The sequence below is a fragment of the Pedobacter ginsengiterrae genome, assembly GCF_039537385.1.
In the GTDB taxonomy this organism is placed as follows: domain Bacteria; phylum Bacteroidota; class Bacteroidia; order Sphingobacteriales; family Sphingobacteriaceae; genus Pedobacter; species Pedobacter ginsengiterrae.
Genome location: NZ_BAABAK010000015.1, coordinates 538,955 through 552,013, shown reverse-complemented (window position 1 = coordinate 552,013; position 13,059 = coordinate 538,955). Strand labels below are relative to the sequence as shown.

The window sequence follows — 13,059 nt, the reverse complement described above, 5'->3', positions numbered from 1 at the left end:
AAAATTAAAGCATTTTAATGGTAAAAAAGAATATAGTAGCCCTTTCTACATACCTTTCTGAGTTGGCCGTACATGGCATACAAGAAAAAAAAGGAGAAGATATAGTGCGGTTGGATCTAAAAAATATTCATACATCTGTGGCTGATTATTTTATTATTGCGAGCGCCAATTCGGCAACGCAAGTAAAAGCTATTGCCGATAGTGTAGAAAAAGAGATATACAAAGCCACACAAGCAGACCCACGACATAAGGAGGGATTTGAATCTGCCGACTGGATAATTTTAGATTATTTTGATGTGGTTGTGCACATTTTTAAAACCGAAAAGCGCCACTTCTATGGCATTGAAGAATTATGGGGCGATGCTGAAAGCACAAATTATAAAAGCGCATAGCCAAACCAAACCTTTTGAAAAAGACAAATGAACGATAATCAAAATACAAACGAAAACAAAAAACCTGGGAAGAAATTACCAAACATCCCTAAAAAGCCTCAAAAGGGCACTAAGTTTAATATTTTTTGGGTTTATGCCGCGATTATACTAGCTATTGTTGCTGGCAATTATTTCTTAACTTCTGATGGAAGTAAGGAAGTTTCTTACAGAACTTTTGAAACGCAGATGTTGCTTAAAGGCGATGTAGAGAAAATCATCTCATATAAATCTGACGATATTGTAAAGGCAGAGGTTTACATAAAAAAAGATAGCCTCAACAAACCAGAATACAAAGCATACAAAAACACCAGCAACTTTAATGCAAACACAGGGCCTACTGTTTATTTTGTTGCGGGCTCGCCAGATGCGTTAGATAAACTTTTATCTGATTCTCAGAAAAATATCCCCGAAGGTTCGAGAATTTTAGCGCAACCAACAACAAGAAATAATCCTTTAGCAAGCTGGTTTTTAAGTATCATTCTGCCAGTTTTATTGTTAATCGGTTTCTGGATATTTATGATGCGCCGTATGGGTGGTGGTGCTGGTGGTGGCGGTCAGATTTTCAGTATTGGAAAATCTAAAGCAACCTTATTTGATAAAGAAAGCCAGGTTAATATTACTTTTAACGATGTTGCAGGTTTAGAAGAAGCTAAACAAGAGGTTATGGAAATTGTAGATTTCCTTAAAAACCCAAAAAAATACACAAACCTTGGTGGTAAAATTCCAAAAGGCGCATTGCTTGTTGGTTCTCCAGGTACTGGTAAAACGTTATTAGCAAAAGCTGTTGCAGGTGAGGCTCAGGTTCCGTTCTTCTCATTATCAGGTTCTGATTTTGTGGAAATGTTTGTGGGAGTTGGTGCATCACGTGTACGTGATTTGTTTAAACAAGCAAAAGATAAAGCACCATGTATCATTTTTATTGATGAGGTGGATGCGATTGGCCGTGCTCGTGGCAAAAATAGTGTGATGGGTGGTAACGATGAGCGTGAAAACACATTAAATCAGTTATTGGTTGAAATGGATGGTTTCGGAACGGATTCGGGTATTATCATTCTTGCAGCAACTAACCGTCCTGATGTATTGGATTCTGCATTATTACGCCCAGGTCGTTTCGACAGACAAATTTCAATCGATAAACCAGATTTAGTTGGCCGTGAACATATTTTTAATGTACACTTAAAACCAATTAAAACTTCTGCCGAGGTTGATGCTAAAAAATTATCAGCTCAAACACCAGGTTTTGCTGGAGCCGAAATTGCCAATGTTTGTAACGAGGCTGCGTTAATTGCTGCTCGTAGAAACAAAGAATCTGTCGATATGCAAGATTTTCAAGATGCTATTGACCGTGTAATTGGTGGTTTAGAGAAGAAAAACAAAATCATTTCGCCAGAAGAGAAACGAATCGTTGCTTACCACGAAGCTGGTCACGCAATTGCAGGCTGGTTCCTGGAACATGCAGATCCTTTAGTTAAAGTTTCTATCGTTCCGCGTGGTGTTGCTGCTTTAGGTTATGCACAATATTTACCTAAAGAACAATTCTTGTACACAACAGAGCAATTAATCGACGGTATGTGTATGACTATGGGCGGCCGTGTTGCAGAAGATATTACCTTCGGTAAAATTTCGACAGGTGCTCAAAACGATTTAGAGCGAATTACTAAATTATCTTATGCGATGGTTAGTATTTATGGTATGAACGAAGCGGTTGGAAATGTTTCTTTCCACGATCCTCAAAATGAATACAATTTTAACAAACCATATTCAGAAAAAACTTCAGAGTTAATTGATGTTGAGGTTCGTAAATTAATTGGCGATGTTTATATAAAAACAAAACAATTACTAACAGATAAGAGAGATGGTTTAGAAAAATTGGCGCAGAAATTATTAGAAAAAGAGATTTTATTCCAAGCTGATTTAGAAGAAATTTTAGGCAAACGCCCGTTCGATACACGTACAACTTACGATGAGTTTGTAAATGGAACTGGCGATCAATCTCCAGCTGCTGAAGGTTTAGTTCACGATGGCGTTAGCAGTCCTGATCTTAATCAAGATGCTGCAGGTTTAAACCCTAGTTCTGAAAAAGAATAAATATTAAAGGATATTAATATATTTGAAACCTCGGGTGTAAGAAATCCGAGGTTTTATTTTTTTAAGTGATGAAGGATAATACAACCGCGAAAGAACAGATACTAAAAAAGATAAGGAAAGCACTTTTAGAAAAGCGTGAAAACCCTTATCCAAACTTAGAAGATAGTTCGTTGTATAAAAAAAATGTAGATGAGCTTGAGGTTTTATTTGCAGAGCAACTAACAGCGATATCGGGCAATTTTATTTTTTGCGAGGATGGAATCGATTTTATCGAAAATATGCTTCAACTCGCCGATCGATTTAAATGGCGCAAAATTTATTGCTGGGAACCAGAGTTACAAGAGTTTTTATCGAAATACGAATTTCCATTTTACCAAACGGATAAAGATTTTGAACAGGCTGAAGTTGGCATTACCATGTGCGAAGCATTAATTGCCAGAAATGGCAGTGTAATGGTTACAAATGAAGGTGCCGCAGGCAGAAGGTTAAGCATTTTTCCACACCATCATATCGTTATTGCTAGAACAAGCCAATTGGTTTTAGATTTAAAAGATGCTTTTCAGCTGCTTAAAAATAAATACGGCAACCAAATCCCATCGATGATTAGCAACATAACGGGGCCAAGTCGAACCGCCGATATTGAGAAAACATTAGTACTAGGCGCTCACGGACCAAAAGAATTATTTGTGTTTTTGGTGGATGATTTTAGTTGAGCTATCATCAATAAAGCTTTAAATCAATATGCACAATAAAAAGGATAATTAATGGTTATAAAATGCCCGGCACTATTTAATTACCATGCTTATATTATTACTCGGTATTTTAAATTATGTTTTTGATGATTTAGGAATTACAACTTTATATTTTACAATACTATAGGTTTAGTTGTAGGTTATATTAGTATTTTTACAGTCGATACGAGCCGAAAAAACATGATTCAAAAGCTTAATATTGATAAAAAAAGCGGGTTTTTAAATTTTGTGATTAAAAATAATCTCTAGCTAAAAACGAATTTATTTCCATTTCTAATTTATTAACCATAGTTTTATACTACATACCGTTTTAGTATGCGGTATCATAATTATGAGCGCAACAATAAATACAGTAATTATCGGTACAGGAAGCTATATTCCTGAAAATATTATTTCTGGTAATGAATTTTTAAATTCAACTTTTTTTGAAAACGGAAATCTTTTAGAAAAAGAAAATTCTGAGATTATCCATAAATTCTCAGAAATAACTGAAATTGTAGAAAGACGCTACGCCTGTCCTGATCAATTAAGTAATCATATCGGAGCAAAAGCTGCTGAAAAAGCAATCGAAAATTCGGGTATAGATAAGGAAACATTAGATTATATTATATTTTGCCACAACTTTGGCGATATTCCATTAAACAGTAATCGAATTGATATTCTGCCATCACTCGCATCTAAAGTTAAGCAACAATTAGGCATTAATAACCCTGATTGTGTTGCTTACGATATTATTTTCGGATGTCCTGGTTGGGTTCAAGGTGCTATTCAGGCAGATTATTTTATAAAAAGTGGCGATGCTAAACGCGTATTGGTTATTGGCGCAGAAACGCTTTCGCGTATTATCGATCCGCATGATCGGGACAGTATGATATTTTCGGATGGTGCTGGTGCTGTAATTTTTGAAGGTGTTTCATCAGAAAATAAAAACGGAATCTTAGCTCATAAAACAGAAACTCATGCTGTAAATTATGGCAACCTTTTAATCATGGGCAAAGGTTCTCATCCAGAAGAAACCAGTGGCAATTACTATTTAAAAATGAACGGACGTAAGCTTTACGAGTTTGCTGTTGTTCAGGTTCCTCAAGTAATTAAAAAAGCAATTGACAAAGCGGGTTTATCTGTTGAAGATGTAAATATTGTTTTCGTTCATCAAGCTAACGGCAAAATGGATACTGCTATAATGAAACGTTTATTTAAACTTTATGGTTTAGATACCGTTCCAGAAAACCTGGTTCCAATGACCATCAGCTGGCTCGGTAATAGTTCGGTGGCTACAGTTCCAACGTTATTAGATTTAGTTTTAAAAGAGCAAGTTAAAGGCTATAAAGTTAAAAAAGGCGATGTTGCTGTTTTTGCTTCCGTAGGAGCAGGTATGCACATTAACGCTTTTGTATATAGATTTTAACAAGGCTTAGTTTAATCTTCTTAAGCCAGCCTTTGCCTGGCTTTCAATACTGTTTTCGTATTCATGATTTTTCATGCCGATTGCGGTATTGAAGGCTTCTTTAGCTTTTACTTTATTATTCTTTTTCTCGTAAACCTTGCCCATTTGCAAAGCAGCGTTTGCTGCGAAATAGTACTTTAAATTTCGGCCTTGATTTATAGTTGATTGATAATAAGTAAGTGCTTGATCATCTTTACCTAAATCATCATAAATTCGTCCCATTCTGTAATTAAACTCCGTTTTATCCTTATCTGTATTGTAATCGGCTGTTTTTTTATCATCAAGAACCTGGGCCGCTCTTGTTAAGTAACCTCCATCAAATAAAAGTCTGGCTTTTAGCAAATCTGTTGGTGGAACAGGGGCCGCAGCTTCGTTCTGGGCTTGCTTATCCTTTTCATTATAAGTGTAACCCGAATTAGTTGCTTTTGCTATATAGCTTGTATACCCAGATTTATCTCCTTTTAAGAGCGAAATCCAACCAAGATGAAGGTTTGTGTCTTTAATATAATTAACTCCCTTATTGGTCTGCAAAAAACGATTAAAATATGTAGCTGCATTCAAATCGAGCTTATTTAAATGTGCAATTCCTTCAAGATAATCCAAATAAGGAAAAGATTGATAAGTTGCGCCTTCGGGCTTTTTAGCTAAAATGTTAATGGCATCGTCATTGTGTGCGGTTTTGATACACACGTAACTTTGAAGATAGGATTTCAAAAGACTACTATCTGCAATGCGTTCGGTGTATTTTATGGTTTTCGAATAAGCTGAAGAACTATGAGCAACATCTGTTAATACGTAGGCATAGTAGAAAACAACTTCATCATAAAACGGCTCGTAGGTAGACTTCGGTAGGTTATCAGCAAGTTTCTCGAACATATTTAATCCGTTTTGAAGATTTCCGCGAATACCAAATGTGGCCAATGTGCTTTTTAGAGCTCCATCTGGCAAGTTTCCTAGTACTGCATTTATTAAACCCAAACCTTTGGCATTAAGCGGAAAATTTGGAAATTTTTTAGCGTTGTCCTGCAGCATATTATTCGCCTTACGTATTTCCATTGCTGCATTAAAATATTCGCCGTATCGACCTCTTATTAACGCCCATTGCAGGTTTATTTCTGCCTGAGCATATAAGTAATACGGTGAAGATTTATCATCATCACTTATTTTATCTAATCTTGATGATTTATTTCCTTTCAATCGATCAAAATCAGCCTTATTTTCAGATGTAATTAAAGTAAAGTAATCCACGTAATTCTCTAATAAAGGAATAATAGCATTATTAGGGCGAAGTTTTTTTTCGGTTGATATATAAGCTTTTGCATTACCTAATTTTAACTCGAAAATGCTTCTGTAAGCATTTAAACAATTGGCGTTAAAATCAAAGTTGGCGAAAGAAGATAGAGGAGATAGGAAAGCGAAGAGCAGAAAAGCGGCAATAAATCGTAAGCTTTTAATCATTTTATAATTCGTAATCGGATGGATAATATTTAAAAAGCACACAAATACTGTACCTCAAATAAATAACATTCTCCAATTAACGTAAAAATACTACGCTTCGTTTATTTTGGTATAAAACAAAAAGCGGTCACGAAAATATTCGCGACCGCTTTTATAAGTAATTTTAATTGTCGATTAAGCTTCTGCTACTTCTTGAGTTAAAGCCTCATCAACCAAAATACGACCACAGTGTTCGCAAACGATAATTTTTTTACGTTGACGAATATCTAATTGACGTTGAGGTGGAATTTGATTGAAACAACCTGAGCAAGAATCACGGTCGATGGTTACAACAGCTAAACCATTTACCGCATTTTTGCGTAAACGTTTGTAAGCAACTAATAAACGTTCCTCTATTTGAGGCTCTGATTTATCGGCTTTCTTTTGTAAATCTTGTTCTTCTTTTTCAGTTTCAGATGTAATTACATCTAATTCTCCTTTTTTAATTTCTAAATCTTTCTTTCTGCCATCCAATTCAGCTTTAGCAGCTTCAAAGATTTCAGTTTTAGAAGTGATTTCAAAACCGTGTTCTTTAATTTTCTTTTCAGAAACCTGAATATCTAAACCTTGAATCTCAATTTCTTTAGTTAAAGCATCGTATTCACGGTTGTTTTTAACTTCCTTTAATTGAGTATCGTATCTTTTGATTGCAGCTTGTGCATCTTTGATTGTGTTTTTACGGGTTACGATTGAATCCTCAAGATCATCAAGTTCGCCTTTGATTTTTGAAATTCTAGTTTCTAATCCTAAAACATCATCCTCCAAATCGGCAACTTCCATTGGTAACTCACCACGTACTTGGCGAATTTTATCAATTTTCGTGTGGATATTTTGTAATTCGTATAAAGCTTTTAGCTTTTGTTCTACGGTTTGTTCCATTAAAACAAGTAATTTATGGGGTTTGTATTTTGCTCCGTTAAACGGATTGCAAAGTTAGTAAATTTTTTCTGAATAATTTCAACCAATAAATTTGATGTAAATTGTTCAGTTTCAAAGTGTCCGATGTCGGCAATCATTATTTTTTCTTCTGCGTCGAAAAACTCGTGATATTTAAAATCTGCAGTGATAAAAGCATCAGCTCCGGCAGCAATTGCTTCTTTTAAAAGAAAACTACCAGAACCACCACAAACGGCAACTTTTTTTATTCTTTTTGGAAGAACGGATGTGTAACGAACAACTTTAGCCTGCATTCTGTCTTTTACCATGTGCAGAAAATCGTAAGCTTCCATATCGTATTCCAACCAGCCTAACATACCAGAACCAACTTGTTGATGTTTATTTTCGAGTTTATAAATATCGTAAGCTACTTCTTCGTACGGATGGTTTTCGAACAAAGCCAGTAAAATTTTTCGTTCGGCTTGTACTGGAAAAACAACTTCTATCCTTAATTCAGACTCGTGATGTTGTGCACCCTTTTCGCCAACAAAAGGATTTGCGTTTTCATTCGCTTTAAAAGTTCCGAAGCCTTCGGCATTAAAACTGGCCTCGCTATAATTACCAATATTGCCAGCGCCCGCATAAAATAAAGCCGAACGCAATTGTTCTGCCTGTGCCTGCGGGCAAAAAGTAACCAGCTTTTTTAACAAGCCCGATTTTGGTGAAAGTACTTTTATGCCGCTTAATCCAAGCGTTTCACAAATTCTCGCATTTACACCCGTATGTACGCTATCCAAATTGGTATGTATGGCATATAAGGCAACATTATTTTTAATTGCTTTTAACACCACCCGCTCTACATAATTTTTACCGTTAAGCTTTTTTAACCCTTTAAAAACGATTGGGTGATGCGTGATTATGAGATTGCAGCCTGTAGAAATTGCTTCATCAACAATTTTTTCTACACAATCTAAAGCCACTAAAGCAGCCCTAACTTCCATATTCGGATCGCCGACGATTAAACCAGAATTATCGTAATCTTCCTGATAATTTAATGGCGCTATACTTTCAAGGTAGTTTGTTATTTCTGATAATCTCATGCTATAAAGATATATAATTTCAAGTTTTTGTTTGAAATGAAACCATTAACTTTTTTTTAGTTTCGGTCGGTGAGGCACCAACCGGTAGTTAAAACTTGTGTCCGCTCTGAACTTTTAGAATACCTTATTATAATCGAAAACTAAAGTCAACAACCTGGTTATAATAGGTGGAAAAACCAACCCAAAAACTACAAAGCCTTACTTTTTTAACCCTGATAGAAATGAAAAGCCCGCAAACCCGATTCTTCATCGGGTGCGGACTTGTAATGTATAGCAGGACAAACGCTTAAAAAGTGTATTGTTTTTGCTTTTCTAAAAATTTATTGAAACCCACCCATTCTTACCATTTGTAAGCTTTCGAAGGCCATTTTCTGGTTATATTCGTAAGCCAGGTTTTTATGGTTAACAATATCTACGATTGAACCGATAAAACACAATCCGATTGTGAATAGGTACAATATGCCCATCCCAATTTGACCGATGATAAATCTTTGTAAGCCTGGCACAACAAACAATCCGATTAAACAGAATATCAACATATCTGACGGGTTTTTTCTTTTGCTACTATAAACCATCAAGAAATTACGCAATTGTTGCTCATTTAAACCTGTTGTTGCTTGTTGTAAGTATGAGTATTCTTCTGGCGTTATACCTGGTAACGACATAAAGGGTGATTGAAATATATCCATGATTTTATGTGTTTAATGTTGAGTATTTTTTATTTGTTATGTATTTTATTAGTGCAAATATTCTGTATCCTATAATTATTAAAGCAGGAAAGCCAAACCAATGTGCTGAAAAACTTTCGGCAAATTCGCCATGAAAAATGTAGCTTATCGATCTTCCTAAACCGCATCCTGGACACCACTGCTCGAAGCCTAAATTGGCTAGCGGACAAAGTGTAAAGTGATGCTGATGTATGTTTGCCGTTGCTAACAACACTAAAGCCGTAACCCAGAAAACAAGTTCTAGTGGAAAGCTTTTAATGTTTTTCATCTCTTTTGCTTTTTATATTGTTTAGAGGCTTTAAAGAGCCCATTGTTACGCAAATATCCTTTTACTCGACGAAAGGCACAAATATTTCGACCAAGCGGCTTTATAAATCTAAGAAATTATGAATTGCGTTTTCGGCAGCCAAGATAACCAAACTAAATAACAACATTTAACTAAGCCAAAATAGATGAAACTTAAAAAAACCTTTACATAACTTTACCGTTAAATATAAAAGATAAGCTTATTTTTGCACCTTGAACATTCGCGATTTAATAAACCGATACAAAACCGACGACAGGGTAACTGAGTTTACCAAAGCGTTAAACAGCACCAAAAACCCAAAGATACAATTGAAGGGTTTGGTGGGTTCTGCTGATGCTGTAGTGGCACTTTCATCATACTTCTTGCTTCATAAGCCTTTACTTTTCGTTTTACCTGATCGGGAAGAGGCATCATATTTTCAATCTGATTTAGAAGGTATTTTAGATAAACAGGTTTTATTATTTCCTTCTTCTTACAGAAAATCTTTCGATTTTACACAGGTTGATACGGCTAATGTATTAGCTCGTGCCGAAGTTTTAAACGAATTGAATCATGATTCGGAGTATGGCAAAATTGTAGTTTCATATCCAGAAGCTATTGCAGAGAAAGTTATTGATCGTTCTGCTTTAGAAAAAAATACGCTCGAAATTAGTCTTGGCGCAAAACTCGGCATCGATTTTATAAATGAATTTTTAATTGACTATGATTTCGACCGAAGAGATTTTGTTTATGAGCCTGGGCAATTTTCTATTCGTGGTGGTATTGTAGATATTTTTTCTTTTTCTTCGGATTTACCTTACCGAATTGAGTTTTTTGGCGATGAGGTAGAAAGCATTCGTAGTTTCGAAATCGAAAGTCAGCTTTCGGTTGCGGATGTAAAATCGCTTACCATTGTACCGAATGTGCAGGCAAAGTTTTTAACGGAAAGCAACATCAGTATTTTAGATTATATCGATCAAGATACGCAACTCTGGTTTAAAGATGTAGAGTTTACACTTGACATAATTAAGGCTGGATTTAAAAAAGCCGTAGAACTTTGGAAAGCTTTATCGATTGCTGATAAAACACAAAACCCAGAGTGGATTGACCCTAAATTTGCTTTTACTGATGAGAAATTACTTGGCGATCACTTACAGGATTTTCCGATAATTGAGTTTGGTAAACAGTTTTTTTATCAAACAGAAAATCGTTTCGAGTTTGAAACTAAACCGCAGCCATCATTTAATAAAGATTTTAACCTCCTTATTCATAACTTAAAAGAAAACGAAAAGGCTGGAATTATTAACTTCATTTTTACTGATTCGCCAAAGCAAATTGAGCGTTTGTACGCCATTTTAGACGACATTGATAAAACCGCGAAGTTTACACCGATTAACAGCATGTTGAGAGAGGGTTTTATTGATCCTCAAATTCAAATGGCTTTTTACACCGATCATCAAATTTTTGATCGTTACTATAAATACAAACTCAAAAAAGGCTATCAGAAAAGTCAGGCCATTACCCTTAAAGATTTACGTGAACTAAAATCGGGCGATTACGTAACCCATATCGATCATGGCATTGGAAAATATGCTGGATTGGAAAAGGTTGAAGTAAACGGAAAAACCCAAGAAATGATTCGCCTGATTTATGCAGATAATGATTTGCTTTACGTAAACATTAACTCATTAAATCGCATTGCAAAATACAGCGGCAAAGAAAGTGGCATACCGAAAATGAATAAACTAGGTACCGACGCCTGGGATAAGCTCAAAAAAACTACAAAAAAAAAAGTTAAAGACATTGCTCGTGATTTGATTAAGCTTTATGCGATACGCAAAACACAAGCGGGTACAGCATTTTCTCCTGATGGATATTTGCAAACTGAACTCGAAGCTTCATTTATATACGAGGATACCCCCGATCAGTTGAAAGCTACTCAAGATGTTAAAAAAGATATGGAATCGCCACACCCAATGGACCGTTTGGTTTGTGGTGATGTTGGTTTCGGTAAAACCGAGATAGCTGTTCGTGCGGCATTTAAAGCTGTAGCAGAAGGAAAACAAGCAGCGATTTTAGTGCCAACTACTATTTTGGCTTTACAACATTTCAAAACCTTTTCATCTCGATTAAAAGATTTCCCGGTTACGGTTGATTATATTAATCGTTTTAAAACAAATAAACAGATTAAGGATACTTTGGCCGAAGCCGCTTCCGGGAAAGTTGATATTTTAATCGGAACACATCGTTTACTTAGCAAAGATGTAAAGTTTAAAGACCTTGGCATCATGATTATTGATGAAGAGCAAAAGTTTGGCGTTACCGCAAAAGAAAGGTTAAAGGCCGTACGGGTAAATGTTGATACTTTGACTTTAACGGCAACGCCGATTCCGAGAACGTTACACTTTTCCTTAATGGGTGCTCGAGATTTATCAATTATCAGTACTCCACCGCCAAACCGCCAACCTGTTAATACAGAATTACACGTTTTTAATGATAAGTTAATCCAGGAAGCAATTCAATTTGAATTGGATAGAGGCGGGCAAGCTTTCTTTATTCACAACAGGGTAAATGATTTGATGCAGTTAGGCGGACTGATACAAAAACTTGTTCCTAAAGCACGAATTGGTATTGCACACGGCCAGTTAGATGGCGATGCTTTGGAAGATGTGATGCTTGATTTTATTAATGGCGAAAAAGATGTTTTGGTTGCAACCACCATTATCGAAGCTGGGTTGGATATTCCGAATGCAAATACGATCATCATTAACCATGCACACATGTTTGGGTTGAGCGATTTACACCAAATGCGTGGTCGCGTAGGCAGGAGTAATAAAAAAGCTTTCTGTTATTTATTATCGCCACCGCTTTCTACTTTAACTTCTGAGGCAAGAAAACGTTTGAGCGCCATTGAAGAGTTTTCTGATTTAGGAAGTGGCTTTAATGTGGCGATGCGAGATTTAGATATCCGCGGTAGCGGAAACTTATTGGGTGCCGAACAAAGCGGTTTTATCGCCGAAATTGGTTTTGAAATGTATCATAAAATTTTAGATGAAGCCATTCAGGAACTAAAAGAGGCAGAATTTAAAGGTTTGTTTGAGAATGAACCCGCTCGTCCGTTTGTTGGCTTTACTCAGGTTGATACCGATTTAGAGCTTTACATTCCTGATGCTTACATTACCAATATTACCGAGCGATATAACTTATATACCGAACTTTCTAAGCTAAGCGACGAAGCCGAATTAGCTGTTTTCGAAAAACATTTAGCCGATCGTTTCGGCCCTGTTCCGCCGCAAGTGAAAACTATGTTAAGCGTTGTGCGACTACAATGGTTGGGTAAAAAGTTAGGTTTCGAAAAAATAAGTTTTAAGAAAAACAGTTTGCGTGGTTATTTTCTAAGTGATAAACAATCGGCTTATTTCGATTCGAACACTTTCACCAAAATTTTAACTTTTGCTCAAAATCATCCACGAATGTGTAATTTAAAAGAGGTTAAAAATACTTTACGTATTGCCTTTGATAACATTAGCAGTGTTGAAGAAGCCATTGAAACTTTAGAATTAATCGATTAATGGACCCAACTTTATTGCTCGATTTAGTTAAAATGCAAATGCCCTATGGTAAATACAAAGGCTATTTAATTTGCAACATTCCAGAAAGTTATTTGCTTTGGTATAAAGATAAAGGTTTCCCGAAAGGGAAATTAGGTGATTTAATGGCAACAATGTTCGAAATTCGAGTCAATGGATTGGAGTATTTGCTAACGCCATTGAAGAATCAGAATAGGTAGTTATTTCACAAAGTCGTCATTGCGAGGCACGAAGCAATCTTAATGCTTTTGATATTTTTGCGAT

The 13,059-nt window shown here is 35.8% G+C and carries 11 protein-coding genes; 6 read left to right on the top strand and 5 right to left on the bottom strand.

Annotated features, from left to right (window positions below; genetic code table 11):
- Positions 1–17 precede the first annotated feature (17 nt).
- The 4 genes from rsfS (at position 18) to ABD692_RS15445 (ending at position 4,679) form a co-directional block, all read left to right on the top strand.
- Positions 18–392, top strand: a complete 375-nt coding sequence (gene rsfS / locus ABD692_RS15460; RefSeq protein ID WP_344768386.1) for a ribosome silencing factor — start codon at positions 18–20, stop codon at positions 390–392.
- A gap of 27 nt (positions 393–419) precedes the next feature.
- Positions 420–2,519 carry an ATP-dependent zinc metalloprotease FtsH gene (gene ftsH, locus ABD692_RS15455; protein WP_316754750.1) on the top strand — a complete coding sequence of 700 codons (2,100 nt, stop codon included), beginning with the start codon at positions 420–422 and terminating at the stop codon, positions 2,517–2,519.
- 68 nt (positions 2,520–2,587) lie between these two features.
- Positions 2,588–3,232 carry a LutC/YkgG family protein gene (locus ABD692_RS15450; RefSeq protein ID WP_316754752.1) on the top strand — a complete coding sequence of 215 codons (645 nt, stop codon included), beginning with the start codon at positions 2,588–2,590 and terminating at the stop codon, positions 3,230–3,232.
- Positions 3,233–3,602: 370 nt separating this feature from the next.
- Entirely contained in the window at positions 3,603–4,679 is a 1,077-nt protein-coding gene (locus ABD692_RS15445) for a 3-oxoacyl-ACP synthase III family protein (RefSeq protein ID WP_344768383.1), read from the top strand.
- 6 nt (positions 4,680–4,685) lie between these two features.
- Here the strand turns inward: ABD692_RS15445 and ABD692_RS15440 are convergent, their stop codons facing one another.
- From ABD692_RS15440 to ABD692_RS15420, 5 genes are all read right to left on the bottom strand, one after another.
- Positions 4,686–6,176: a tetratricopeptide repeat protein gene (locus ABD692_RS15440; protein WP_344768381.1), complete on the bottom strand. Its 1,491-nt coding sequence runs from the start codon at positions 6,174–6,176 to the stop codon at positions 4,686–4,688.
- A gap of 174 nt (positions 6,177–6,350) precedes the next feature.
- Positions 6,351–7,094: a zinc ribbon domain-containing protein gene (locus tag ABD692_RS15435; RefSeq protein WP_316754758.1), complete on the bottom strand. Its 744-nt coding sequence runs from the start codon at positions 7,092–7,094 to the stop codon at positions 6,351–6,353.
- On the bottom strand, positions 7,094–8,191 hold the full coding sequence (locus ABD692_RS15430; RefSeq protein ID WP_344768378.1) for a Nif3-like dinuclear metal center hexameric protein: 1,098 nt from the start codon (positions 8,189–8,191) through the stop codon (positions 7,094–7,096). The genes ABD692_RS15435 and ABD692_RS15430 overlap by 1 nt, the downstream gene beginning before the upstream one ends.
- A gap of 320 nt (positions 8,192–8,511) precedes the next feature.
- On the bottom strand, positions 8,512–8,880 hold the full coding sequence (locus ABD692_RS15425; protein ID WP_344768376.1) for an NINE protein: 369 nt from the start codon (positions 8,878–8,880) through the stop codon (positions 8,512–8,514).
- 4 nt (positions 8,881–8,884) lie between these two features.
- Positions 8,885–9,187, bottom strand: a complete 303-nt coding sequence (locus ABD692_RS15420; RefSeq protein ID WP_344768375.1) for a DUF2752 domain-containing protein — start codon at positions 9,185–9,187, stop codon at positions 8,885–8,887.
- A 251-nt stretch (positions 9,188–9,438) separates the two neighbouring features.
- On the opposite strand from ABD692_RS15420, the gene mfd reads away from it, so the two are divergent.
- Positions 9,439–12,777 carry a transcription-repair coupling factor gene (gene mfd, locus ABD692_RS15415; protein ID WP_344768373.1) on the top strand — a complete coding sequence of 1,113 codons (3,339 nt, stop codon included), beginning with the start codon at positions 9,439–9,441 and terminating at the stop codon, positions 12,775–12,777.
- Positions 12,777–12,995, top strand: coding sequence for a DUF3820 family protein (locus ABD692_RS15410; RefSeq protein WP_316754770.1), 219 nt, complete (start codon positions 12,777–12,779; stop codon positions 12,993–12,995). The genes mfd and ABD692_RS15410 overlap by 1 nt, the downstream gene beginning before the upstream one ends.
- Positions 12,996–13,059: the final 64 nt, after the last annotated feature.